Source organism: Catenulispora sp. MAP12-49 (assembly GCF_041262705.1).
Classification (GTDB): Bacteria; Actinomycetota; Actinomycetes; order Streptomycetales; family Catenulisporaceae; genus Catenulispora.
In genome coordinates, this window is the sequence record NZ_JBGCCP010000004.1 from 436,014 (window position 1) to 460,948 (window position 24,935).

The window sequence follows — 24,935 nt, forward strand, 5'->3', positions numbered from 1 at the left end:
CGCCCGATGCGCACCGAGCACTACAAGACGATCGCCGAGGAGATCGCCGCCGCGATCCGCTCCGGCGCGCTGCCGGCCGGCACCCGCTTGCCCACGCACCGCGAGCTGGCCCGCGAGCGCGGCATCGCGGTGGCGACAGTCAGCCGGGTCTACGCGCAGCTGACCGCCGCCGGCCTGGTCAGCGGCGAGGTCGGACGCGGCACCTTCGTCCGCGACCAAAGCGGCTACAGCGGCCTGGAACCGCGACGGCTCCCGTTGCCCACACGCGTGGCCGACCTGTCGTTCAACCAACCGCTGGCGCCGGGCCAGGGCGAGACGCTGCGGCGCGCGCTGCGGGAGCTGGCTAACGAAGGCGACCTGGAGGCGCTGCTCGCACAGCATCCGCCCGGCGGCCGCGAGCACGACCGGGCCGCGGTGGCGACGTATTTGCTGGATCGCGGGGTGGACGTCCCGCCGGGGAACGTGCTGGTCACGTCCGGTGCGCAGCAGGCGATCGACGTCGCGGTCGCGGCGCTGCTCGCCCCGGGCGCGGTCATGGCCGTCGATGCGGTGACGTATCCGGGTGCGAAGCTGGTCTCCACCGCGCGCCACGTCGAGCTGGCGGCAGTGCGCTGCGATGCCGACGGGACCGACGTCGATGAGCTGGAAGCACTGTGCGCGCGCCGCGCGGTATCAGTGCTCTACCTCATGCCGACCGTGCACAATCCACTGGGATTCGTGCTCGGCACCGAGCACAGGGAACGCATCGCGGCGCTCGCTCGACAGCGCGACCTGATGATCATCGAGGACGCGACCTACGCGTTCCTCGAATCGGTCGCGCCACCGCCGCTGCAAGCCCTGGCGCCGGAGCGGACCGTCTACGTCGGCAGCCTGTCGAAGAACCTGGCGACCGGCCTGCGGTTCGGCTACCTGGTCGCGCCCGACCACCTCCTCAGCGCACTGACCCGGGCCCTGCGCACCTCGACCTGGGGGAGTCCGAGCCTGATCACAACGCTGGTCACGCGCTGGCTGCGCGATGGGACGGTCGAGAAGCTGGAGGCCGAGCGCCGCGCCGATGCCCAATGGCGGCAGGCGGCGGCGCGGGAGGCGTTCGCAGACGTCGACTACATCGCCCATCCCGCCGGCTACTCCGGCTGGCTGCCGCTGCCGGAGGAGACACGCGCCGATCAGGTCGCCGCGTGTCTCGCCGAGCACGGCATCCTGGTCTCCACCGGCGACGCCTTCGCGGTGCCGCCGTTCGCGCCGAACGCGCTGCGTTTGGCGTTGGCATCGGTGGCAGGAGACCGCCTCGGCGTGGTGCTGCGCCAGGTCGCCGAGGCGGTCGTCCGGGGTTAGCGCTCGACGCCGCCGACCGCCTTCGCGATGGTGTCCTCCGCGCCCTGGCTGACAACCTTGGTTCCGCCGAAGATCTCGACGGCGGTCAGGGTGGCGCGCCAGCTCTGCAGCGACGACAGCGCCGAGGGGGCGACCGTCGTGGCGTCGGTGAGCAGCAGCGGCTGACCGGCGTTGGCCGCGTACGCGCCGCCGGTCAGGGCGTCGGGGAAGTTGAACGCGTACGCCACGCCGACGCCGGCCGGAGTGTGGCCCGTGGTGGCCACGACCGCAGCCGCGACCGCCTGGGCGGTGCTGAAGCGGTCGGTGCCGGCGAGGTCGTGGACGGTCTTGCCCGGCGCGCCCGCGGCCACGGCCTTGACCGCCTGGCCGCCGACCGCGTCGATCGTCTGGTGGCTCTTGACGAACGCGGCGGTCGCCGCGTCGAGGCTCGTGCCGTCGGACAGGACGATGGGGGCGTTGCGGACCGCGCCCAGCGGGCCCGCGGTGAGGGCGTCGGGGAAGTCCAGGCCGGTGGCCACGATCGTCTCGGTGGCCGGGCCGAAGGCCTTCGCCACGTCCAGCGCGGTGCTGAAACGGTCGGTGCCGCCGATGCGGTTGACGGTGTAGCCGGCCTTGCGCAGTTCCTGCTCGATCGTGGGGGAGACCGCGTCGGCGCCGCCGAGGATGTCGATCGTCTTCTTCGACGCCGGACCGCCCAGGACGCGGTCGATCTCGGCGCGCGTGGCGCCGTCCAGGGCCTTGGGATCGGTCAGGAGCAGGGGGCCGTGGAGGTGCGCGGCGAGGGGGACGCCGGCCAGGGCGTCAGGGGCCTTGTCGCCGCGGGCGAGGATGACGGCGTCCGCCGCGCCGTTGTGCCACTGGGCCTGCGAGACGGTCCGCGCGGTCGTGTAGCGGTCGGATCCGCCCAGGCGCGTGACGGCCGGTTGGCCGGCGGTGCCGGTGGGGCCGCCCGGGGTGGTGCCGCCGCCGCCTCCGCCGCCCCCGGTCCCGCCACCGCCCCCGCCTCCGGGGTTGCCACCGCCGGAAGTCCCTCCGGAAAGGATCCACCCGCCCGGCGAGGGCGGGTTCCCGACCGTCGGGCTCTGGACGTCGTGGACGGGGTCGTACGTCCACGCCCACTGCCATCCGGCGCTGTCCGTGTACCGCATTGTGATCGTCGGCGTGCTGCCCGGCGCGTAGGTGTGCCCGTAGCCGACCACGTGCGCGGCCCCGTTGCTGCCGCCGTGGTAGACCGCGCTCCCGTCGCCCCAGTCGAAGTCGTACCAGCCCTGCGGCACATAGTTGGTCTGGTATCCGCCCGGCGGCTGCGCCTCGACGTAGACGTACCCGCTGGCGTTCATCCCGCTCGTGGCCATGACCAGGTCCGGACGCGAGCGCGGCAGGATCATGAGGCCCTGGGATGTCTGGATGCTGTGACCGGCGGCGTCCTTCACGGTCACGGTGACGGTGTAGTCCCCGTCGGCGGCGTAGGTGTGGGTCGCGGTCGGCGAGGAGCTCGCCGGTTGGACGTGGCCGTCGCCGAAGTCGAACGAGTACGTGACGCCGGTCGAGGACAGGTCTCCGGCGCGTGCGGCGGTGAAGGTCCGGGTCCGGTACGTCGAAGCGTCGGTGACGAGCCCGATCGTCAGCTTGGTCTCGCCGAGGCCGGTGTCCTGGACCGCGCCGCGGTCCAGGGTCGCGCCGGCCGTCGGCTGGCCGAGGAAGTCCGTGGCCGGAACGCCCGGCGCGTGGGGGTCGCCCGAGCCGATGACCGGCGAGCCGGCTGCGGGCATGTACGTCTGCGACCAGCCCTGCATGAGCTTCGGATCGCCGTCGAGGTCGTGGGTGCCCAAGCCGGTGCCGGCCTGGAAGGCGGCCGGATTCTGGTAGGTGGTGGTGCCCCAGTTGTAGTCGGCGGCGTACTGGCCGCCGTTGAGGATGTTGTAGTCGACGGTCGCGCCGGTCATCGCGTCGCCGCTGACCCACAGCGTGCGTGCGACGTTGTTCTCGATGACCGGGTCGGGGGACGCGCCGCCGATATTGATGTCCGTGGCGCTCGCGGTGTTGCTGACGATCTCGGTGTGCGGCGCGTCGACGACCCTCAGCCCGTCGTACTGCATGAAGACGTTCATCGCGATGTCGGTGCCGGTCGCGTTGCCGTCGACGGTCATCCCGGTCCAGAACATGTTGTCCGTGACGGTGGCGTCCGTCGTGCCGGTGAGGTGCACGGCGCCGGCGATGGAGTTGCCGGTCAGGGTCAGCCGGGCCCCACCCGTGCCGGTGACGGCCGACTCCCCGTCCTGGGCGAGGAAGAAGCCCTTGATCGTCACGTCGTGGACGCCGTCGAGGTCGAACACCGGCTGGTTCGACAGCCCCGGGTCGAGCTCGACGCCGGGGTCCGCGGCGGCGATGGTCACCGGCGAGCCCGGTGTCCCCGAGGGCGGGGTGATCGGGGTCTCGACGACGTGGCGGTTCTCGTTGCTCCCGACACTTCCCGTGGCCGTCAGTCCCGCGACCAGCACGGTGGACCCGGGCGTCGCAGTCGCCACGGCCGCACCGACCGAGCAGAAGGGCTCTGCGACGCTCCCGGCGCCGGCGGCGGTGTCGGAGCAGTGGACGCCGGGTGCGTCGTCGACGTGGATGACGACGGGACCGCCGCCGGCCGCGTGGGCGGCGATCGGCGCGAGCCCGGCGAACCCGGATATGGACGACAGCGCGATCGCAGTGATACGTCGTGGTCTTGACACTCTTCCTCCGTGGGCCCGTTCTGACGCCGTCGAAAATTCGAGCGGGGCGAGCAGATGATATTGCTGTCACGGAGTTTGAGTCGTCGAATTAGTCCCGCCGTACGTCCACCCGCATGTCGTCGAGCGCGACGTCCTCGCCGTCCTCGTTCTGTATCCGCACCCGCACCGGCGAGCCGCTCTGCTTGTCGACGACCTTCAGCGGACCGTTGTCGTCCTGCAGGTACTTGTCGCCCCAGTGCATCAGCCCCAGGACCACCGGCAGCAGGTCGCGTCCCATGTCGGTGAGTACGTACTCGTACCGCGTCCGCTGTCCGGGCTCGCGGTAGGGCTGCTTGGCCAGCACCCCCAGCGCGGTCAGTTCCTTCAGGCGTGCCGCCGCGACGGCCTCGGTCACGCCGACGCGGCGTGCGAAGTCGTCGAAGCGCGTCGTGCCGTAGTAGGCCTCGCGCATCAGCAGGATCGCCGAGCGGGTGCCGATCGCGCTGATGGCCTTGTCGATGGAGCACCGGTCGGCCTTCCAGCGGTCGCGGTCGGCCAGGGCGGGTTCCAGCTGCATCACCATGTGACCCACCTTACCTTGACTTGAGCTGGGCATAGTCAGAGTCTATGCTCCTAGCTATGGTCAACAAAAGCCAGACAGGCGGAAGCCGGACGGAAGGGGAGCGCTGATGGCTACGGCGCGGGACGCGGTGATCGTGGGCGCGGTGCGCACGCCGATCGGCAAGGGCAAGCCCGGCGGCGCGCTGTCCGGCGTGCACCCGGTGGACCTGCTCGCGCACACGCTGCGCGCGCTGGTCGAGCGCACCGGCGTGGACCCGGCGCTGGTCGAGGACGTCATCGGCGGCTGCGTCGACCAGGTCGGCGAGCAGGCGATGAACACCACCCGCAACGCCTGGCTGGCCGCCGGGCTGCCCGAGACGGTGCCTGCGGTGACGGTGGACCGGCAGTGCGGCTCCTCGCAGCAGGCCGTCAGCTTCGGCGCGCAGGGCGTCATCGCCGGCGCCTACGACCTGGTGGTGGCCTGCGGTGTGGAGTCGATGAGCCGGGTGCCGATGTGGTCGAACGCGGCCGGGAAGGACCCCTTCGGCCCGGGCGTCGCGGCACGCTACCCCGAAGGGCTGGTCCCGCAGGGGATCAGCGCGGAGCTGATCGCGGCCAAGTGGGGCCTGAGCCGGCAGCGGCTCGACGAGTTCTCCGCCGAGTCGCACCGGCGCGCGGCGACCGCGCACGCCGCCGGCCGCTTCGACGACGAGATCGTCCCGGTCCCGACCGGGGCCGGACTGGTCACCATGGACGAGTCGGTCCGGCCCACGACCACGCCCGAGGTCCTGGCCGGCCTGCGCACCGCCTTCGAGGACCCGACCTACGCCGAGCGCTTCCCGCAGATCGACTGGTCGGTGACCGCCGGCAACAGCAGCCCGATCAACGACGGCGCCGCCGCGCTGCTCATCGCGAGCAGCGAGACCGCGCAGCGCCTCGGCCTGACCCCGCTGGCCCGCCTGCACAGCTTCGCCGTCGTCGGGGACGACCCGGTCATGATGCTCACCGGCATCATCCCGGCCACCGAGAAGGTCCTCCGCCGCGCCGGCCTGAAGCTGTCCGACGTCGGCCTGGTGGAGGTGAACGAGGCCTTCGCCTCCGTGGTGCTGGCCTGGCAGGCCGAGACCGGCGCCGACCTGGCGAAGGTCAACGTCAACGGCGGCGCCATCGCGCTGGGCCACCCGCTCGGCGCCAGCGGCGCGCGGATCATGACGACGCTGGTGCACGAGATGCGCCGTCGCGGAGTGTCCTATGGGCTGCAGACGATGTGCGAGGCCGGGGGACTGGCGAACGCCACCGTCGTCGAAGCACTCTGAGGCCGAGGCTTGTCGAGTGCTGATGCCGGTGGCGTCCGCCCTGCCTTGTAGCGCAGTCGTGCGGTCGTGCTTGGTCAGGCTGTGCCGAGTGTGACGCGGGCGTTGGCCGTGGAACTGGTGAAGCCGGGGGTGGCCGTGTAGGTGGCGGTGTAGCCGAAGATGACGAGGTTGTCGACGGCCAGGATGTTGCCGGCATACCCCTTGTTGAAGGTCGCGGTGCAACTGGCGATGCCGTTGGCGTTGGTGACGGCGGTGCACAGCGGCAGGTTGCCCGCCCGACCGGTGAAGGTGATGGTCTGCCCGGCGATCGGTGCTCCGGTGGCCTTGTCGGTCAGGGTGGCGGACAGGCCGGAGACCTGCACGCCGCCGATGCCGCCGCGGATCAGGGTGGCGGTGGCGGGAGCGGCGGTGAGCACCGTGGTGCTGGTGTTCACGGTCTGCCCTGTGCTGCCGAAGCTTGAGGCGTTGTTCATATCGCCGCTGTAGGTCGCGGTCACCGTGTCGTTGCCGACCGGCAGCGCGCTGGTGGTGCAGGTCGCGATGCCGCTGTTGTTGAGTGCCGCGTTGGCGCACAGCGTGGCGGTGCCAGTGGTGAAGGTGACCGTGCCGGTCGGGTTGTAGGTACCGGTCACTGTCGCGGTCAGTGTCACCGGCTGGCCGAAGGACGAGGGGTTCGGGGTCGAGGTCACGCTCGTGCTGGTGGCCGGGAGCACGTAGGAGATGGTCACCTGGCCGTTGTTGTTCGCGGTCCCGACCGTCGAGTGCGCGAAGCTGGTGCCGGTTCCCGAAGCGGTGGCGAAGCTGCTGCCCCCACCGCCGCCGCCTCCGCTCCCCAAGGTGCCCGTGCTGTTGACCGAGCCGCTGCCGCCACCTCCGCCGGCGAAGTACCCGCCTCCGCCTCCGCCGCCGGCGCCCGTCTCGGTGGCGGCGCAGCCGCCGAAGTAGCTGCCCCCGGCGCCGCCGGTACCGACCGTGGCGCCTGAGAACCCGTTGCCCTGCCCGCCGCCCGTGACGCTGCACGGTGCAGCGGTGCCGCCTGCCCCGCTGGCACCCGCGGTGGTGGTGCTGGTGCTGCCGCCGCCCCCGCCCTGCCCCGGCGATCCTTGGCCGGCGGCGTTTCCTGTGGTACCGCCGGTGGCGTCCGACGTCCCGCCGCTGCCTCCGTTGCCGCCCGCAGCGCTCCCGCCGGTGCCGCCGGCGGCACCACCGCCCCCGGCGACCACCAGGAAGGTGCCACCGGTACTGACGCTCGAGGCCCCGCCTCCGCCTGGGCCTTCCCCCTTGAAACCGGTGACCGGGATGTTTCCGCCCGAGGCGCCGCCGTTGAAACCGCCGACACCTCCCGTCCCGGTGCCGTTGCAGCCCTTGCCGCCGGTCCCTCCGACGTCGATGGTGAAGGTCGTCGCCGCGGTGGTTGTCGGCAGAGTGGTGACGACGTGCGCTCCCGTCCCGCCCGTCCCCGTGACGGAACAGGAGGTGCCGGTGTCGTCGGCGCCGCCGGCCCCGTCCGCGGTGATCGTGACCACCGACCCCGCCGGAACCGTCAGGTTCTGCGCAGCTCCGGTGAAGGTGAAGGTCTGCGACGGATCAGCCCCCTGCGCCGGCACTGATACGGACCTGGCCAGCGCGGCGACGGGTGGAGCCGCGGCAGCCGGCAACGCCATACCGGACAGCAGCGCGCTGCCGACCGCGACCAGTCCACGGGTACGAGCACTCATAGGTGGGTTCGCCTCTCCATTATCACGACGCATGATGGAAAATACTGACGAACCGTATTGAATACTGTGAATCGGTCACATCGAGGTAGCGAGGCGATGAGAGGTCTCGGGTGTCTTATTCGATGCCTGGCCGCGGATCTGGATCTACAAGGCGCTCGCCGAGCGGCTACAGCCGGGCCAGCCAGGTGTGGTCCGGATACACGTGACCGATGAGCTCGGCCAGCCGCTCGCGCTGCGCCGGGCTCAGTTCGGGCAGCGCGCCGTCGAAGTCCGCCTGGTCCTTCGGCCGTGCGTGCTTGGCTTTGAAGAGCAGCGCCAGCTCAGGCCTCAGATAGGGGATGCCGTCGGCGGTGCGGCAGATGATCTCTGAATACGGCAGCCGGATCGTCGGGTCGTGCCGGCAGATCCAGGTGTCGCCCTCATGCGGCTCGCGCATCACGTCGACGACGTAGTCGCCGCTGGACGGGTCGCGCAGCCAGGTCTGGTGGGTGGCGGCCAGGACCTCGGCTGAGGCGTCCGGCCACAGGCAGTTCTGGCCGACCCCGTCGAACACGTAGCCGGGAAACAGGCCGCTGATCGCGCCGAACTCAGCCGCCGGAATCGCGATCTCCAGATCCGCGTGGCGCCTGGTCTGCCGGCCGCGGAACAGGTCCAGGGCCCAGCCCCCGGCGACGTACCAGGGCGCCTCGGCGTCGGCCAGCCGCCGGGTGATCTCGGTCGGGGACCATGCGCGGGCCCATCGTTCGTCGAGGGCTTCGATGTCGGCGGGGGACAGGTCGGTGCGGCCTTCGGCCGGAGGTTCGCTCATCGCAGGGAACTTACCCTCACTTGCCTCGCGTGCCCGACCTTTTTTCCAGCCCTGCGACGTCGGCCATCACCCGCACCTGATGCTCGAAGTACACCTCGCGCGCGTCGATCATGCCGTCCAGCCGCCCGAACACCTCGAACGACACCAGGCCGAACAGCTGCGTCCAGAGCGTGAACGCCATCGCGATCACCGCCTCGGGCGCCATGTCGGCCGCCAGTTTCGGCACCGGCCCGGGCACCCGGTCGATCAGCGCGCGCAGCTCCGCGTGCGTCGCCTCCGGCAGCGGCCGGGGCGGCAGTGCCGGGCGCAGCCCCTGCACGGCGCCGTCGATGAGGATCCCGACGATCGTCACCACGATCTCGGAGGCCGGGCCGGTCGTCTCCGGCGGCGCCGCGTAGCCGGGCACCGGGCTGCCGTAGATCAGCGCGTACTCGGCCGGGTTCGCCAACGCCCACGTGCGCACGCCGTTCGCCAGCGCCAGCAGCCGTCCCGGCAGATCGGCGCGGGGCACCTCCGCCTCGGCGGCCTTCGCGTCGGCGGCCAGGGTCGTGTAGGCGTCGGTGATCAGCGCGGTCAGCAGCGCGTCGCGGCTCGGGAAGTACCGGTACAGCGCCGACGGGACCAGGCCCGCGTCCCTGGCCACGGCGCGCAGCGACAGGTTCGCGCCCTCGGCGGCCAGATGCCGCTTGGCGATCTCCCGGATCTGCTCGACCGTCTCGGCCCTTACCCGGGCACGCAGTGATGGCACCGACATGACACCCATTCTCGCACAACAGAGAACGCCCGACCGGTCAGAGAACACTGTTCTTGACACGGCGCCGACCCGGTGTGACAGTAGAAGCGAGAACAGTGTTCTCTCACGAGAACGATGTGCACGAGAAACCAGGAGAGCGCCATGTCCACCCACGTCATAGTCGGTGCCGGCCCCGTCGGCACGGCCACCGCCACCCTCCTCGCCGACCGCGGCGAGCACGTCCGCGTCATCACCCGTCGCGGCACCGGCCCCGACCATCCCGGCATCGAGCGCATCGCCGCCGACGCCTCGGACGCGGCGGCGCTCGCCGAGGCCGGCACCGGCGCGACCGCCCTCTACAACTGCGCCAACCCGCCCTACAACCGCTGGCCCCTCGACTGGCCGCCCCTGGCCGCCGCCTTCCTGCACGCCGCCCGCACCACCGGCGCGGTGCTGATCACCACCGGCAACCTGTACGTCTACGGCCCGCCGGACGGCCCCATGACCGAGCAGCACCCCCTGCGGCCAGCCGGCACGAAGGCCGGCGTCCGCGCCCGCATGTGGGAAGAAGCCCTCGCCGCCCACGAAGCCGGCGACCTGCGCACTGCCGAGATCCGCTCCTCGGACTACCTCGGAGCCGGCACCCAGACCCTGTTCAGCATCGCCGTCCTGCCCAAGATCCTGGCCGGCAAGCGCGCCGCCGTCCCCGCCGACCCCGACGCCCCGCACACCTGGACCCACGTCGCCGACGTCGCCCGCATGCTGGTAGCCATCGCAGACGACGAACACGCCTGGGGCCGCGCCTGGCACACCCCCAGCCCCGCCCCGGCCTCCATCCGCGACCTGGCCACCGCCGCCGCCTACCTCGCCGCCAAGCCAGAGCCCCGCCTTTCCGCCCTGCCCGCCGCAATGCTCTGGCTCGGCGGCCTCACCGACCCGATCGTCCGCGAGATGCGCGAGACGCAGTACCAGTTCCGCAAGCCGTTCGTCATGGACTCCACAGCCGCCACCGAGCGCTTCGGCATACAGCCGACGCCGATCGAGGTCGGGCTGAAGGAGATGATCGCGGCGCCGAGGGTCACGGTCGCGCGGTGAAGTTCCAGGGCGAACGGCCGCTACGGCTCCTGCCCAGTGACGTCCCACCGGTGTTCGACCCGCGCGATCTTCCAATAGGCGATCGCGGCCGCCCAGACCGCGACGAACGCGCCGACGATGACGAACCCCACATTGTTCAGGTTCAGGTTCGCGATCCAGTCGGTGACCGGGTTGACGACGCCGAACTGGTCGTGGACCACGCCGACGAGCTCGACGCTGCCGATGATCAGGGCGACGGCCACCGACAGGCCGGTGATGGTGAGGTTGTAGTAGACCTTGCGGATCGGGTTGGAGAAAGCCCAGTGGTAGGCGAAGTTCATGAAGGTGCCGTCGAGGGTGTCGAACAAGGTCATGCCCGCGGTGAACAGCAGCGGCAGGCACAGGATCGCGTACCAGGGCAGGCCGGCCGCGGCGCTGGAGCCGGCCAGGGCCAGCAGCAGCACCTCGGTGGCGGTGTCGAAGCCGATGCCGAAGAGCAGTCCGACCGGGTACATCTGGCCCGGGCGGCTGATGGACTTGGTGAGCCGGCCCAGGATCCGGTTCATGAAGCCGCGCTTGTCCAGCTGCGCGGTCAGGGCGGCCTCGTCGTACTCGCCGCGCCGCATCGCCTTGTACACCTTGTAGATCCCGATCAGCGCGACCAGGTTCAGGATGCCGATCAGGTACAGGAAGGTGCCCGAGGCAGTCGTGGACACCACGCCGAGCGACTGCCGCGTGCCGGACTTGTCGTCGGTGAGGTCCGTGGCCTGCCGGGCTCCGGCGGCGATCGCCGCGGCCAGCGCGACGACGATCGTCGAGTGTCCGAGCGCGAACCAGAATCCGACGGACACCGGCCGCTTGCCGTCGGCCATCAGCTTGCGCGTGGTGTTGTCGATCGCGGCTATGTGGTCGGCGTCGAACGCGTGGCGCATGCCGAGGGTGTAGGCGGTGATGCCGAGGCCGAATCCGAAGACCTGCTTGCCGACGGTGTAGTGATGCGGGGCGACCAGGCCGGCGAGGATCCCGAACGCCGCGACGTGCATCCCCACGATCACCGCCAGCAGACCGGCGAAGCGCAGCCAGTCGGTACGGAGCCAGCGCAGCGGCGCCGAGGACGGATTCCGGACAGGCCGGTCAGGGTTGTTCGCAGGCACGCTCACGCGGCTCGCCTCCAGCACCTCGTGGATGGTCGATTCTCGGTGCCGTGGCCGGTCTCCTGGCTGACGGGTCGACGCCCCGGCTCCGCCTTCCCAGACGCGGTCGCGTCCAGTGGCCGCCGCCGCGCGTACTCCGCGCGGCCGGCATGGAGCCGGTGCATTCCCGATCACAGTGGCGAGGGCCGCTCCGGTTTTCCACCGGTCTTCCCGAGCACCACGGCATGGTCACCGTAGCGAGCGGCCCGAAACTGGGCAAGGCGCGCCCGCTCGGCTTGACGCCACCGCGGCGCGGTGGTCAGATCCGGGACGTTGTTGGATCTGGATTTCGACGTCGCTGAGGGATGGGCTATGAGCATGCAAGGCCGCCGCGTGGGGATCCTCGCGACCGTCGTGGTGGTGATCGGCGCCGCGGTCGGAGTCGGGATCGCGGTGAGCTCGAACTCTGCCAAGCCGAAGGCCTACGTCCCGCTGACCGACGGCTCGATGGTCGCCGACAAGTATGCGAACCCTGCGAACAAGGCCACGGCCCTGGCCTACGGTCCGGCGACGGCCCCGCACACCTTGACGATCTTCGAGGACTTCCGCTGCCCCTTCTGCAGGGCGCTGGAGACCGGATCGGCGTCCGTGTACAAGGCGTACGCGGCGAAGGGGACCTTGCGGGTGCTGTTCCATCCGGTGACGCTGATCGACACCAAGGACAACGGCAGCGGCTCGTTGCAGTCCGGCAACGCCGCGGCCTGCGCCGCGCAGGCCGGGAAGTTCGACGAGTACCACGACGTGCTGTTCGCCAACCAGCCGGACGAGACCACCGACGGCTACAGCAGCACCGCGACGCTGATCGCCTTGGCCAAGCAGGTGCCAGGCCTGGACACGCCGGCGTTCGAGTCCTGCGTGAACGCCGGCACCTACAAGGGCCTGGTACAGCAGAACTGGTCGGACTTCAACGCGCTGCAATTGCAGGGGACACCGACGCTGATGCTCGACGGCAAGGCCCTGACACTGCCGGACAACTTCTGGAAGGCGTCCAAGGACGGCGCGTCGCTGGCCGGATCGGATCCGGCGGTGCTGCGGCAGGTGTTCCAGGCCGCGGGGCTTCCGGCACTCTGATCGGCGAAGGCTTTCCGCCGGCGTGCAATGTCACCCGAATGCCGCAGTCAGACCCCGACATCGGGTTGGCGCTCCGATCCGCGGAATAGCTTTGAGACATGAGCGGATCCACGCGAGACTCGGCGGAGCAGGAAAGCGGACCGACCCAGCCCGTTGCGAACGCCACGCAAGCCGCCGACGCGCTCGTGCTGTTCGGCATCACCGGCGATCTCGCCAAGAAGATGCTGCTGCCCGCGCTCTACGAACTCGTCCGCAAGCAATCGCTGGACGTGCCCGTCGTGGGCGTCACCCGCAGCGGCTGGACCATCGAGCGTCTGCGCGAACACGCGCACGACGCGGTCGCGGCTCACGGCGAGGTCGACGAGGACGCCTTCTCACGCTTCGCCGACCTACTGCGCGTGGCGCGCGTCGACTACGACGAGCCCGCCAGCTTCCGTTCGATTGCCGAGCAGACGCGCGGGAGCCGTTTCCTCGCGCACTACCTGGCCATCCCGCCCAATCTGTACGCCAAGGCCGCCGAGTGCCTCGCGGAAGCCGGACTCGCCGACCAGGCCAGATTGATCGTGGAGAAGCCGTTCGGCCGCGACCTCGAGTCCGCGCGCACACTGCAGGTGGAGCTCAGCGAGCACTTCCCCGAGGAGCGGCTCCGTCGTGTCGACCATTATCTCGGCAAGGACGCCATCGAGGACCTGCTGACGATCCGCTTCGCCAACACCCTGCTCAGCGAGCTCATGCACCGCCACCACGTGCGCGGCGTGCAGATCACCATGGCCGAGGACTTCGACGTGGCCGACCGCGGCGGCTTCTACGACGGGGCCGGTGCGGTGCGCGACGTCGTCCAGAACCACATGCTCCAGATGCTCGCTTATCTGGTCATGGAAGCCCCTCGCACCGGCGCGGCCGCCGACATCCTCGATGAGCGTGCCCGCGCTCTCAGGGCCGTGCGCACCGTTCAACCCGACGAGTACGTGCGCGGCCAGTACGAGGGCTACACGGACGTCCATGGCGTCCGGCCGGGGTCGACCACCGAGACGTACGCCGCGCTGCGCACCTTTGTGGACACCGACCGCTGGGCCGGCGTGCCGTTCACCCTGCGGACCGGCAAAGCCCTGCCCGCCTCGGCGACCGAGATCGTCGTCGAACTCCACAGAGCTCCGTTCGGCTACTTCCACACGGCCTGTGCGCAGGAGACAGGGCCGAACCTCATCCGATTGCGGATCAGCCCCGACGCCGGGGTCATCTTCGATCTGCTCGCCCAACACGAGGGTGACGCGGAGACCGTCGACCACGTTTCGGCCAAGACCGACTTCACCTACCTGACCGGCAGCGGCACGGCGGCCTACGAACTCGTGCTCACCGACGCGGTCAGCGGTGACCCGCGACGCTTCACCCGGATGGACATGGTCGAGGAGTCCTGGCGCATCGTCGGCGATCTCCTCGACCCCGAGGACGCTCCCACCATCTACCGGAAAGGCAGCTGGGGACCCCCTGAAGCCGTCGATCTGACCGCGGACGGCTGGCGCTGACCAACCAGAACGCGCGCGGCGTGCCGATCAGAGCTGTGCTGATCAGAGCTCTGGAAGTGCGAAGACGTCGGCGGTGGCCTGCTAAAGGCGAGAGGTGAGTTCGGCCACGATGTCCGCCGCCGGCTGTGACTTCTTCGCGAGTGCGACGCTTTGTCCGGCCCACATCGAAAGCGCCTCGATGTCACCGGTGGTCCCGGCCATCGGCGGTGCCGGCTCGTAGCGCACGATCGGTTCGCCGGAGGCGAAGTGGGCGATCACGTCGTCTACTCCCGGACGCTGCGTGAGCGGCGGGCGGCCTGCGGCCTGCCAGGTGTCGGAGGTCGAGTTGCGGAGCGCGCGGTGGGGAGAGTCGGGCCACCCGACCGAGTACAGGTCGGGGTACCGCTGCGGATCGGTCTCGGAAGCGGCGATCACCCGGCGCCGGTAGTCCTGGTGGATCGGCATCTCCTCAGCCAGCAGGAATCGCGTGCCCAGCCACGCGGCCTGGGCGCCCAGCGCCAGCACCGCCGCGACTCCTCGGGCGTCACCGATCCCGCCGGCCGCGATCACCGGCACCGGCGCCACCGCGTCCACCACAGCCGGCACCAGCGGCAGCGTCGCGACGCCGCCCCACACGTGCCCGCCGGCCTCCCAGCCCTGCGCGACGACCACGTCCACGCCGGATGCGACTGCCCGCCGCGCCTCCTCGGCGGTGCCGACGGTGTGCATGACGATCCCCCCGGCGTCGTGGACCTGCTCGATGTAGCCGCTGGGATCACCCAGGAAGAACGACACGATCCGCAAGCCGGCCTTCAAGGCCTGGTCCAGGCGACCGTGACGATCTTCGGTGAGCACGAGGTTGCCGCAGAACGGCCGCGCGGTCAGCGCCGCCGTCTCACGAACCACGGCTCCGACGTCCTGCGACCATGTCAGAGTCACCATGCCGAGCCCGCCGGCATTCGAAACCGCCGCGGCCAGCGAGGGAACCGCGACCATGGGGGCCAGGACGATCGGCTGCTCGATCCCCAGCAGTTCACACACGGGTGTGGGCACCGCGCTCACCCCTTGCTCGGCTCGACGTACGAGGTCGGCCTCGACCCGGGGGACCGCCGGTCCCATCCGTGGAACTTCGAGTAGTCCCCGGCCTCCCACGCCTCGTGCAGCCCCGGAGTGCTCAGATCCCAGTCCGGGCGGATCTCGGCGGTCGCCGTGCGCAGGTCGTGCCACAGGTCGTAGAACGACGGGCGCCCCCAGAACCAGTAACCGTTGTAGATGCTGTGGATGACAAGTCCCGGCTTGAGCACAAGCGTGTGCGGGATCATCGGGTTGTGGTCGGGGTCGGTGTACTCCTGGATGTCCAGATCCTTCTGGACGGTCCGCTCAGGGTCGGACAGGAAAGGCCACTGGGCGCCCACCGAGGCGCGGAACTCCTGCAGCGTGTGATGGTCGTCGGTGGCGATCGTGGCCACCTGGGTATACCCCACCGCGATCTTGGCATAGTTCTCGGCCAGCTCAAGGTGCTGCCGGTGCTCTTTCGGGCAGTAGTTGCCACGCGCCAGCGTCAGGATCAACGGGTCCCGGCCCTGGATCTCGCTCAGCGTGCGGACGGTGCCGGTGTGATCGGGCAGCGCATAATCGGGGAAAGTCCCACCAGGGACGATGTCGGAACGCACGGGATGACCGCCTCTCGTTCGGCGCCGCAGCTGCGACCTGCACGGTGCACATTTCCGCTACACGCGGGCGCTCACTACGACGGCAGCTCGCTCCCGGCCTGTTCGCTGACCATGTAGCGCGCGTACCAGTCCGGCCAGTTCGGGTCCTCCGCGCCGGTGCGCGTCTCATGTTCGCCGTGCGCAGCCGCCGCACGGCGCAGCGCACTAGCCAGGTCCGTGGCAGAGGAGAACGTAGTGACCGAAGGGTCCAGGCGACCGGGCAGCCGGGTCGTGATCTCCTGCACGAGCCAGCCGTTCCCATCGGGGTCGCTGAAAGACAGGAACGAGCCGTAGCTGCTGCGCTTCGGGGCCGGCCCGGACACCCGGGCGTCGGTACCGCCGTGGTGGAAGACGCCGCCTGCGTCGTGGAACACCTCGCTGGGCTGGGCCCCGCCCCGCTTGAGCTCGTCGCGCGCCGCCTCGATGTCGTCGACGACCAGGTGCAGGCCCTGCGCGGTACCTGGAGCCTGCTCCGTGACGGACTTGCCGAAGATGACCGACGACGGGGAACCGGGCGGCGTCAGCTGCACCACCCGGAAGGAGTCGTCGGTGCTGACGTCGGCATCCAGCCGCCAGGCCAGTCCCGTGTAGAAGTCCTTGGCCCGGTCCACGTTCGCGACCGGCAGCACGACGACTTCCAGTTTCATGTCCATCACGTGTGCTCCTCCCACTTCCCGTCCAGCCTGGTACGGTGCGCGGCCGACCGCATCCGGAAAGGGGCTCGGGCGGCGCCGGAGCCAGGCGGGACGTACCGTGGAGGAACTGCGTGCCCGGCTTCGAGTCTGGACAATCCCATGAGCACAACCCCATGAGCACAACCCCATGAGCACGACGAAGAAGGTTGCCATCGTCACCGGTGCGTCGCAGGGTATCGGTGCGGCCCTCGCACAGGCGTTCCGCCAACGGGGGTACCTGCTCGTCGCGGTCGCCCGATCAATGCCGGCGTCCGAGGATCCGGACGTCCTCGCCGTTTCCGGCGACCTGTCGCAGCCGGGGACCGGCGCCAGGATCGTCGAGCAGACGATGGCCCGGTTCGGCCGGATCGACACACTGGTGAACAACGCCGGGGTGTACGTCGAGAAGCCTTTCACCGACTACACCGACGCCGACTACAACCTGATGACCGGCGTCAACCTGCGCGGCTTCTTCGACGTCACGCGCGCCGCCATCCCCGCGATGCTCGCCGGCGGCGACGGCGGCCACGTGGTGTGCGTGTCCACGTCGCTGGTCGACCGGGCCAACGCGCGAATCCCCGCAGCACTCGCCTCGCTGACCAAGGGTGGACTCGTCGCGGTCACCAGGGAACTGGCCATCGAGTACGCGGCCCGCGGCATCCGCGCCAACGCCGTCTCGCTCGGCGTCATCCGAACCCCGATGAACCCCGACAGCCCGGGCGGCGAACTGGCCGCGCTGCACCCGCTGGGGCGGATGGGCGAGATCGACGACGTCGTCGAGGCGATCATGTATCTGGAGCAGGCCCCGTTCGTCACCGGCGAGATCCTGCATGTCGACGGCGGCCAGAGCGCCGGTTTCTGATCCTCATTCCGCCCTGCCAGGGAAGGCAGGCGCCCAGTCCCCCCTCGGGTCGGTGGTCTGCCCCACCTCGATCAGGTGGCCGTCGGGATCGCGGAGGTAGCAGCGGGTCTCGTACGGGTGCTGCTTCGGCGGCGTCAGGAACTGGGCACCACGGGCGCTCCACTCGGCGTACACGGCCTCGATGTCCTTGACCCGGAAATTCAGGAAGCTGGTGACCCGGTCGGGATCGCGCGGGGTCTCCAGGGTGACCGTCGGCTTGTCGTCGGTCGGACCGCCGCCGGTGTTGATGACGATCCAGGTGTTGGACACAGCGACGACGGTCGGCACTCCGTCGAAGATCGTGGTGCCGCCGAGCACCTCGGTGTAGAAGCGCCGAGAGCGCTCGACATCGTCCGAGACGATGAAGTGTCCCAGCAGAATGCCCTCGAGGGGCGGTGGGAGCTCGACCATCGGATACCTCCATAGCAAGGAGCCGCAGACGTCAGAAGGCGAGTTGCTGGCCGCCGTCGATGTCGTAGGTGGCTCCGGTGAGGGCGGTGTTGGTCATGAGGTGGACCGCGAGGGCGGCGACGTCGCCGGGGGTGACGACGCGTCCGATCGGGAGCTTCGCGGTGAGTTCGGTCCGGCGTGCGTCGAGTTGGTCCTCGAGCAGTGAAGCCGACAGCGGGGTGTCGACGAATCCCGGGGCGATGGCGTTGACGCGGGCTGGTGCGATCTCCAGGGCCAGCGCGGCGACGAACGGCGGCATCACGGCGCTGACCGCGGAGGCGATGCCGACGCCGGGTGCGACGCGACGCGAGCCGGAGTCGCCCATGAAGATCAGCGAGCCCCCGGGCCTCATCGTGCCGATCGCGTTGCGCGCGACCTCGAGTCCCAGCTCCACGTGGCCGGCGAGGGAGTCGCGCAGCTGTGCCGAGTCCATGGTGAGCACAGGGCCGTAGTGCGGACCCCCGGCCGTCACCATCACATGGTCGATCGGTTCCGGCAGGTCCTGGAAGAACCGCTTCAGGGCCGCGGAGTCGGTGGCGTCGAAGGCTGCGGTTTGTCGCGCGCCGACTTCGTCTGCCGCCTGCTTGAGCCGGTCTGCGTTGCGACCGGTGAGGACGACCTCGGCGCCCTCGGCCCGGGCGCGCAGGGCGGTCTGGAGACCGATCCCCGAGCTGCCGCCGATCAGGACGACGATCTGGCCGAGGAGCTCCGGGTCGTGCCGGGGCGAAGCGGTGTCGGTCGTGCCGGTCATCAGCGCTCCTTGGTGGATTGGTTTGGTGGATTGTCGCGGTTCGGGTCCGGACCTCGGGCGGTGCGTGGTTTGTCAGGGTTCTGGGTCACTGGCGCGAGGTGGATCGTGCAGTGCGGACTTGAGTGCGTCCACGGCCAGGCGGCGGGCGAGGTTGGCGGCGTTGGTGTCGCGCAGGCTGTCGAGCATCAGGAAGTCGTGCACCATCCATGCGCGCACGGACGGCTCCCCACTCGCCGGCGTCCACCTCGACCCACTCCTCGTGGATCTCGGGCTTCGCCACGCCGGCGCCCGACTGCAGCTGATCGAACAGGGCTCTGGCTTGGTCCAGGGCCATCTCGTAGATCCGCGGATGCGGGTCGGTCTCCTCGGCCAGCCGCTTCGCGTCCGGCTCCAGAACGGGTGCGGTCGGCGCGAGTGTGGTTGTGGCCGTCATCGGGTCTCCTCACATGCGCTGGACCGAGGCTGTACGCGGACGTTGCGCGTGCCTGCTCCTTCCAGGAGAACCACGCCACCGGAGGTCATGCCTTCGTGATGGTTCTGCCTGGCATCGGCTCGGCGAGTTCGGTTCGCCATTCGGGCGCCCCGAAGGGGTCGGCGAAGTACTGCGTCTCGTGGACCACATGCTCGTGGTCGAATTCCATGACGCTCACCGAGTAGCTGGGCACGCCGTCGTACGTGATGACGCACTCGCTCACCCACAGATCCCCGGCGCCGGTGATTCGCAGGACTGTGAAATGGCGGTTTGCCGGGTGTCCACCGCGTTGCGCCGAAATCGCCTCGCGGCCGCGGAATCGCTCACCCGACTGCGGGTAGTCGAGAACCGCGTCAGCGTCGTACACAGCGTGCTCGGCTTCGATGTCCCCGCCTTCTGATGCTCGCCAGTGTTCCTCGATGGCGGCCCTGATGCGGTCATCCCGATCCATCGAGCCGCCCCTTCTGCCCTATTTTGGCTACTTGACGATGTTTGCTCACGTCCACCGTAAACGCGCGCACGACCGTGCGCATCGGGACTGCCGTCCCGTAGCGGCGTCAGAACGTTCGGCGCCACAAGTTGCCCGATCTGAAGCCCGGCATATCGTGGGGTGTGTTCACGGGAACGTCTCAGTGATCAACGACGATCTGGGCGCCGGGCCCGAGCCGGGCGGGAGGCAGATCATGGCGGACCCTTCGTATGACGTCATCGTGATCGGCGGCGGCGCGCCCGGAGAGCACTGTGTGGGAGCGCTCGCCGACGGAGGTCTGCGTGTCGCCCTCGTCGAGCGAGACCTCGTCGGCGGCGAGTGCTCCTATTACGCGTGCATCCCCTCCAAGTCGCTCCTGCGTCCGGGCGAGGCGGTGCGGCACGCGCGGGATGCGGGCGCGACCGCGCAGGTCGACGTGAAGGCAGCGCTTGATTGGCGCGATTTCATCGTCTCCGGCTATTCCGACAGCGGCCAGGCCGACTGGCTGGCGGACAAGGGCGTCGACCTGCTGCGCGGCACCGGCCGCCTCGCGGGGCCGGGCGTGGTGGACGTGGACGGGCGGCGCCACACGGCCCACGACGTGGTCGTGGCCACAGGTTCGGACGCCGTGATCCCACCGGTCCCGGGCCTGCGCGAGCTCGCGGGCATCTGGACGAATCGCGAGGTCACCGGCATGAAGACGGTTCCACGGCGCCTGCTGATACTCGGCGGAGGACCCGTGGGCGTCGAGATGGCCCAGGCCGTACGCCGGCTCGGGGGCGAGGTGGCGCTTGTCGAGGGAGCTTCTCATCTGCTGTCCCACGAGCCCGAGCCGTTGGGCGAGGCACTCGGCGACGTCCTGCGCGACGACGGCATCGAGCTGCATCTCGGCGTGCAGGCGACCGGAGCGCGGCGCGAAGGCGGGGACTACGTTTTGTCTCTCGAGGATGGCGTTGAACTGCGCGGCGACCATCTCTTGGTGGCCACAGGCCGTCGCCCGAGGCTGCCCGAGGGCCTGGACACGGTCGGTGTCGAAGCGGGCCGCCACGGCATCGAGGTGGACGCGCGCCTGCGCGCCGGGGAGCGGCTGTGGGCGCTGGGCGACGTCACCGGCGTGCGGCTGCTCACCCATGTCGGCAAGTACCAGGCCGAGGTGATCGCCTCGAACCTCCTGGGCGAGCCGCGGGAAGCCCACTACGAGGCCATCCCGGACGCCGTCTACACCGACCCGCAGGCGGCCTCGGTGGGCGTGCACGAGGATCGGTTCAGCGCGACGGCGCGGCTGTCCGAGGTGGCCAAGACGGCCACATACACGCACGCCTACGCGAAATCGAACGGCTTCCTGACCCTGCTCAGCGATGGCGAGGTGGTGACCGGCGCCTACGCGCTCGGTCCGGAGGCCGGCGAATGGCTCCAGCAAGCCACGCTCGCCATCCGTGCCCGGGTCCCGATCGACGTGCTCCGCGATGTGATCCAGCCGTTCCCGACCTTCTCAGAGATCTATAGCGACGCTCTGCGCGCGCTACGCATCCAGATCGTCGGCGCACGCGATGCGGTGAAGTCATCGACGCATGCCGGGCACTGACGCATGCCGGGCACTGATTCGGCTTGAGCGCCGGAGAGCATATCGACTTCACCCGAATGGCGGCTGCTTACGGGAGGAGGATGTCGTATGGCCACGCTGGTCTCGGTGAACGTCGGCATGCCCAAGGACGTCGCTTGGCGTGGCACGACGGTTCGCACGGGCATTTGGAAGCAGCCCGTTACCGGGCCTGTGACGGTGCGGCGGCTCAATCTGGACGGCGACGGACAGGGCGACCTTGCCGGACATGGCGGCGAGCAGCGCGCCGTCTTGGTCTACCAGCTCGAGTCCTATCGCCACTGGCAGCAGTACATGAAGCGGGACGACTTCGTTCACGGGCAGTTCGGCGAGAACTTCACCGTGGACGGACTGGCCGACGACGAGGTCTGCATCGGCGACCGCTACGGGATCGGCGAGGCGGTGTTCGAGGTCACCCAACCCCGCGTGACGTGCTACCGCGTGGGGCTTCGGCTCGGAGAACCGCAGATGGCCGCGCTGCTCGTATCCCACCATCGCCCGGGCTTCTACATGCGCGTGTTGACGGAAGGGCGGGTACGGGCCGGGGACGAGATCGTGAAGATCGCCTCAGGCCCCGAGACGATGACCGTCGCGGAGATCGACGCACTGCTCTACCTGCCCGGCCACCCCAGGCAGGGACTCGAACGCGCCCTGCGCATCCCCGCGCTGAGCCCTGGATGGCAGACCTCGTTCCGGGCCCTGCTCGCCGACGCGGACGGCGATTCCCAGAGCGAGAGCGGTAACAGTGGTCTGACGATCACCGCTCCGCCCCCGGCCTGGCCCGGGTTCCGTCCGCAGGAGATCGTCGGCATCGAACCGGAGAGCGCGAGCATCTTCTCGCTCACCCTGGCATCCGTCGACCACGAACCCCTCCCGGCCGCGCTGCCGGGGCAGTACCTCGGGATCCGCCTGCAGCCGGACCCGCAGGGACCGCCGGTCATCCGCAACTACTCACTGTCCGGCCGGCCGGGCGCCGAGACGTACCGCATCAGCGTCAAGCAGGAGCCGCACGGCGTTGCCAGCACCTACCTGCGTCAGCACGCAAGAGTCGGTGACACTCTCGATGTGGCCGCTCCGCGGGGCACGTTCCTGCTGAAGGATGCCGATACCCCGGTTCTGCTGCTGTCCGCCGGCGTCGGCGCCACCCCGGTCCTGGCCATGCTCCAAGCCCTGGCCGCGCAGCGTTCGCCGCGCAGGGTCTGGTGGCTCCACGCGGCTCGAGACGGCGCGAACCATCCGTTCGCCGAGGAAACGCGCACGCTGCTCGGCCGGCTGCCCGCGAGTCGGTCGTTCATCTTCTACAGCGCTCCGCGCGACACCGATCGCCCCGGCGTCGACTACACGTCCGCCGGACGACTCGAACTCGAGCGGGTCCGTGACCTGCAGCCGCCTCAGGACGCTGATGCCTACATCTGCGGCCCGGAAACGTTCATGAAGGACATGACCGAGGCGCTGGCGGCCTGCGGACTGTCGGCCTCGCGGATCCACATCGAGATCTTCGGGGCCAGGTCCGCCATCACCCCCGGCGTGGTGGCCGGACCCGCTCCGGCGCCACACCAGCCGGCCCGTGTCCCCGGCGGACGAGCGGGGCCGTCCGTGTCCTTCACCCGCAGCGGTCTGACAACCCCCTGGCACCCCGAATACGGGACCCTGCTCGAACTCGCAGAAGCCTGCGACGTCCCCGTCCGCTGGTCCTGCCGTACAGGCGTATGCCACACCTGCGAAACCGCCCTGGTCACCGGCAGCGTCGGCTACTCACCGGAGCCCGTGGAGCTCCCGGCTGAGGGAAGCGCCCTCATCTGCTGTTCAACACCCACTGCCGATATCGGTCTGGACCTGTGAACAGGATCGTGCACCCCACCAGCCACGAGAGCCGTCGGACGGCTGGAACGGACGGACCGTAGCGGACCGTCTGGCGCGCGGGCGGTACGCACCCGTGCTTATGGTGGCGAAAAGGGTGAAGAAGGAGGTCTTTTCCATGGCCAAGGTGCTTTTCATCGTCAGCGGAGCTACCTATTGGGTCCTGAAGGACGGCACGCGGTATGCGACCGGCTACTGGGCCGAGGAGTTCGCGAATCCGTACAAGATCCTTACCGAGGCCGGTCACGAGGTCGTGGTCGCGACGCCGAGGGGCGTGACGCCGAACGTCGACATGATGAGCCTGCGCCCCGAGATGGTCGGCGGCAACGAGGCGGCCCTGGAGCTGGAGGCCATCATCCGTTCCGCGGAGGCGATGCGTCGGCCGCTGCAGTTGTCGGACGTGCGCCTGGAGGACTACGACGCCGTCTACCTGCCGGGCGGCCACGGACCCATGGCGGACCTGGCGTTCGACGCCGACGTGGGCCGACTGCTGACCCAACAGCTGACCTCGGGCAACCCGCTGTTCATCGTCTGCCATGCCCCCGCCGCACTCCTGGCCACCAGGATCCACGGTGAGTCTCCGTTCAAGGGCTTCCACATCACCTGCTTCACCAACGATGAGGAGGAGGGCGTCGGGCTCGCCCCCCTGGCGCCGTGGCTGCTCGAGACCGACGTGAAGGAGAAGGTCGGGGTGAAGTTCAGCCGCGGCCCCATGTGGAAGCCGTACATGGTGGAGGACCGCAACCTGGTCACGGGGCAGAACCCGGCCTCGGCGGCGATCCTTGGCAACCGGATGCTCGAAATTCTAAAGTGACCCAGCCCTAAAGTGATCCAGCCCTAAAGTGACCCAGCCTCCTGGACGATCGCGGCATGAGCCGCTCTCCGGTCGCCGGTACCCGCACCGACGCCGTGAGCCCCTCCGCCCTTCCTCGTCCGGAGCCGCCCCCGCACGCCCGCCGCCAGCAGCATCAAGACCGCGGCCGCGGTCCACATGCCCAGCACGACCTCAGCGTGCCCGCCGCCGTGCCCGTGAAAGAACGCCGTCGAGCGGATCAGCGTGGCGGCGGCGCCGGCGGGCAGGTCCTGGCCGATCCGGCCCCAGGGGGTGGGGAGGAGCTCGGGGGCGCTCGACGCTGCCGACAGAGGGTTGGAGAGCAGCATCATGATCGCGCCGGCGGCGGCGAAGCCGAAGCGGCCGACGAGCGAGGCCGTGGCGGTGCTGAAGAGGCTGATGGTGGCGATCGGCGCCGCGGTCGCCGCGGCCAGGGGGAGGAACGCGCCGGGCAGGAAGGCCAGGGCGTGGCCGGCTATCAGGGCGACGGAGGCGCCGCCGCCGAGAGCGAAGAGCAGGGTGCCGAGGGCTCTTTCGCGCAGGCGGGGGAGCTTGATGGTGAGCAGGACTCCGCCGATCAGGGAGGACATCACCACCGGGAGGACCATCGAGGTGAACGCCGCGCCGTGCGGGTCGGCCGTCGATGCCGGGACCACGTCGGTCACCTCGGCCGGGGTGCCGGTGGACGCTGCCGAACCGGTGGAGTCGGGGGACGTTGCCGAACCGGTGGAGTCGGGGGATGCCAGATGTGAGCCGACTTCGGTGAGCAGGGCCGCGACCGTCGGGCTGGCGGCGGAGGCGACGAGCATGTGCGGGCCCTGACTTGTCACGACCACGGCCCCGTACGCGTCCCGATCGGTGAGCGCGGCGCGTGCGCTCGCCTCGTCGGAGACTTCGCGCACCGCGAAGGCGCCCGGCGCGGCGTGCTCCAGCCGCTGCTCGATCGTCGCGCGCAGCGGGGCGGGGGCGCTCACCACCAGCGGGACCTTGTGCGGGGCGCTGTGGGCGGCCGGTGCGGTGAACGCGAACACCATCAGCGCCTGGATGCCGACGGCGGCCAGGGCGACACCGGTCGGACGGGTGAGATGCCTCATGGCGGTCCCCTTAAAAAGAATGCTCGTTTTGTTTTATCGCCGACACCCATGCTCACCGGATCGGCCCGCATTGTCAAGAACGAGCGTTCGTTTTAGGTTGT

General features: G+C 69.9%; 22 protein-coding genes, 1 pseudogene and 1 riboswitch. Of the genes and pseudogenes, 9 read left to right on the forward strand and 14 right to left on the reverse strand.

Features of this window, described 5'->3' with window-relative positions:
- Positions 1-6 precede the first annotated feature (6 nt).
- Complete coding sequence (locus ABIA35_RS12090; protein WP_370357896.1) at positions 7-1,335, forward strand: PLP-dependent aminotransferase family protein; 1,329 nt, start codon at positions 7-9, stop codon at positions 1,333-1,335.
- On the opposite strand, the gene ABIA35_RS12095 is transcribed toward ABIA35_RS12090, so the two are convergent.
- Entirely contained in the window at positions 1,332-4,061 is a 2,730-nt protein-coding gene (locus tag ABIA35_RS12095; protein ID WP_370357897.1) for a cell wall-binding repeat-containing protein, read from the reverse strand. The genes ABIA35_RS12090 and ABIA35_RS12095 overlap by 4 nt on opposite strands.
- 88 nt (positions 4,062-4,149) lie before the next feature.
- Positions 4,150-4,623 carry a winged helix-turn-helix transcriptional regulator gene (locus ABIA35_RS12100; RefSeq protein ID WP_370357898.1) on the reverse strand — a complete coding sequence of 158 codons (474 nt, stop codon included), beginning with the start codon at positions 4,621-4,623 and terminating at the stop codon, positions 4,150-4,152.
- A 106-nt stretch (positions 4,624-4,729) separates the two neighbouring features.
- On the opposite strand from ABIA35_RS12100, the gene ABIA35_RS12105 reads away from it, so the two are divergent.
- The gene (locus ABIA35_RS12105) at positions 4,730-5,917 is read left to right on the forward strand and encodes an acetyl-CoA C-acyltransferase (protein WP_370357899.1); all 1,188 of its coding nucleotides are present in this window, start codon (positions 4,730-4,732) and stop codon (positions 5,915-5,917) included.
- Between the two features lie 74 nt (positions 5,918-5,991).
- On the opposite strand, the gene ABIA35_RS12110 is transcribed toward ABIA35_RS12105, so the two are convergent.
- From ABIA35_RS12110 to ABIA35_RS12120, 3 genes are all read right to left on the reverse strand, one after another.
- On the reverse strand, positions 5,992-7,635 hold the full coding sequence (locus ABIA35_RS12110) for an Ig-like domain repeat protein (RefSeq protein ID WP_370357900.1): 1,644 nt from the start codon (positions 7,633-7,635) through the stop codon (positions 5,992-5,994).
- A 166-nt stretch (positions 7,636-7,801) separates the two neighbouring features.
- Positions 7,802-8,443, reverse strand: a complete 642-nt coding sequence (locus tag ABIA35_RS12115; RefSeq protein WP_370357901.1) for a nucleotidyltransferase domain-containing protein — start codon at positions 8,441-8,443, stop codon at positions 7,802-7,804.
- A gap of 16 nt (positions 8,444-8,459) precedes the next feature.
- Positions 8,460-9,197 (reverse strand): TetR/AcrR family transcriptional regulator, encoded by a 738-nt coding sequence (locus ABIA35_RS12120; RefSeq protein ID WP_370357902.1) that lies wholly within the window; start codon positions 9,195-9,197, stop codon positions 8,460-8,462.
- A 141-nt stretch (positions 9,198-9,338) separates the two neighbouring features.
- Here ABIA35_RS12120 and ABIA35_RS12125 point away from each other — a divergent pair, with 141 nt between their 5' ends.
- A complete protein-coding gene (locus tag ABIA35_RS12125) occupies positions 9,339-10,271 on the forward strand; it encodes an NAD-dependent epimerase/dehydratase family protein (RefSeq protein ID WP_370357903.1) in 933 nt (310 codons plus the stop codon).
- Between the two features lie 20 nt (positions 10,272-10,291).
- Here the strand turns inward: ABIA35_RS12125 and ABIA35_RS12130 are convergent, their stop codons facing one another.
- A complete protein-coding gene (locus ABIA35_RS12130) occupies positions 10,292-11,410 on the reverse strand; it encodes a HoxN/HupN/NixA family nickel/cobalt transporter (protein WP_370334548.1) in 1,119 nt (372 codons plus the stop codon).
- Positions 11,411-11,438: 28 nt separating this feature from the next.
- Positions 11,439-11,641: riboswitch (cobalamin riboswitch) on the reverse strand.
- A 114-nt stretch (positions 11,642-11,755) separates the two neighbouring features.
- Here ABIA35_RS12130 and ABIA35_RS12135 point away from each other — a divergent pair.
- Both ABIA35_RS12135 and zwf read left to right on the forward strand, forming a co-directional pair.
- On the forward strand, positions 11,756-12,514 hold the full coding sequence (locus ABIA35_RS12135; protein WP_370357904.1) for a DsbA family protein: 759 nt from the start codon (positions 11,756-11,758) through the stop codon (positions 12,512-12,514).
- Positions 12,515-12,612: 98 nt separating this feature from the next.
- Positions 12,613-14,040 carry a glucose-6-phosphate dehydrogenase gene (zwf, locus tag ABIA35_RS12140; RefSeq protein WP_370357905.1) on the forward strand — a complete coding sequence of 476 codons (1,428 nt, stop codon included), beginning with the start codon at positions 12,613-12,615 and terminating at the stop codon, positions 14,038-14,040.
- Between the two features lie 81 nt (positions 14,041-14,121).
- Here zwf and ABIA35_RS12145 read toward each other — a convergent pair whose 3' ends face one another.
- From ABIA35_RS12145 to ABIA35_RS12155, 3 genes are all read right to left on the reverse strand, one after another.
- Positions 14,122-15,072 (reverse strand): NAD(P)H-dependent flavin oxidoreductase, encoded by a 951-nt coding sequence (locus tag ABIA35_RS12145; protein ID WP_370357906.1) that lies wholly within the window; start codon positions 15,070-15,072, stop codon positions 14,122-14,124.
- A 5-nt stretch (positions 15,073-15,077) separates the two neighbouring features.
- Positions 15,078-15,692: a redoxin domain-containing protein gene (locus ABIA35_RS12150; RefSeq protein WP_370334555.1), complete on the reverse strand. Its 615-nt coding sequence runs from the start codon at positions 15,690-15,692 to the stop codon at positions 15,078-15,080.
- Between the two features lie 74 nt (positions 15,693-15,766).
- The gene (locus ABIA35_RS12155; RefSeq protein ID WP_370357907.1) at positions 15,767-16,384 is read right to left on the reverse strand and encodes a VOC family protein; all 618 of its coding nucleotides are present in this window, start codon (positions 16,382-16,384) and stop codon (positions 15,767-15,769) included.
- 169 nt (positions 16,385-16,553) lie between these two features.
- Here ABIA35_RS12155 and ABIA35_RS12160 point away from each other — a divergent pair, with 169 nt between their 5' ends.
- Positions 16,554-17,267: an SDR family NAD(P)-dependent oxidoreductase gene (locus ABIA35_RS12160; protein WP_370357908.1), complete on the forward strand. Its 714-nt coding sequence runs from the start codon at positions 16,554-16,556 to the stop codon at positions 17,265-17,267.
- A gap of 3 nt (positions 17,268-17,270) precedes the next feature.
- Here ABIA35_RS12160 and ABIA35_RS12165 read toward each other — a convergent pair whose 3' ends face one another.
- The 4 genes and pseudogenes from ABIA35_RS12165 to ABIA35_RS12180 form a co-directional block, all read right to left on the reverse strand.
- Positions 17,271-17,717, reverse strand: a complete 447-nt coding sequence (locus ABIA35_RS12165) for a VOC family protein (RefSeq protein ID WP_370357909.1) — start codon at positions 17,715-17,717, stop codon at positions 17,271-17,273.
- 31 nt (positions 17,718-17,748) lie between these two features.
- Entirely contained in the window at positions 17,749-18,507 is a 759-nt protein-coding gene (locus ABIA35_RS12170; protein WP_370357910.1) for an SDR family oxidoreductase, read from the reverse strand.
- Between the two features lie 72 nt (positions 18,508-18,579).
- A pseudogene (locus tag ABIA35_RS12175) lies at positions 18,580-18,717 on the reverse strand (esterase); the annotation flags it as partial.
- Between the two features lie 308 nt (positions 18,718-19,025).
- A complete protein-coding gene (locus ABIA35_RS12180; RefSeq protein ID WP_370334565.1) occupies positions 19,026-19,430 on the reverse strand; it encodes a nuclear transport factor 2 family protein in 405 nt (134 codons plus the stop codon).
- Between the two features lie 232 nt (positions 19,431-19,662).
- Here ABIA35_RS12180 and ABIA35_RS12185 point away from each other — a divergent pair, with 232 nt between their 5' ends.
- From ABIA35_RS12185 to ABIA35_RS12195, 3 genes are all read left to right on the forward strand, one after another.
- Positions 19,663-21,033: an NAD(P)/FAD-dependent oxidoreductase gene (locus ABIA35_RS12185; RefSeq protein ID WP_370357976.1), complete on the forward strand. Its 1,371-nt coding sequence runs from the start codon at positions 19,663-19,665 to the stop codon at positions 21,031-21,033.
- Between the two features lie 87 nt (positions 21,034-21,120).
- Positions 21,121-22,890: an MOSC domain-containing protein gene (locus ABIA35_RS12190; protein WP_370357911.1), complete on the forward strand. Its 1,770-nt coding sequence runs from the start codon at positions 21,121-21,123 to the stop codon at positions 22,888-22,890.
- Between the two features lie 136 nt (positions 22,891-23,026).
- The gene (locus ABIA35_RS12195) at positions 23,027-23,722 is read left to right on the forward strand and encodes a type 1 glutamine amidotransferase domain-containing protein (protein WP_370334570.1); all 696 of its coding nucleotides are present in this window, start codon (positions 23,027-23,029) and stop codon (positions 23,720-23,722) included.
- A 23-nt stretch (positions 23,723-23,745) separates the two neighbouring features.
- Here ABIA35_RS12195 and ABIA35_RS12200 read toward each other — a convergent pair whose 3' ends face one another.
- Positions 23,746-24,834, reverse strand: a complete 1,089-nt coding sequence (locus tag ABIA35_RS12200; RefSeq protein WP_370357912.1) for a hypothetical protein — start codon at positions 24,832-24,834, stop codon at positions 23,746-23,748.
- Positions 24,835-24,935: the final 101 nt, after the last annotated feature.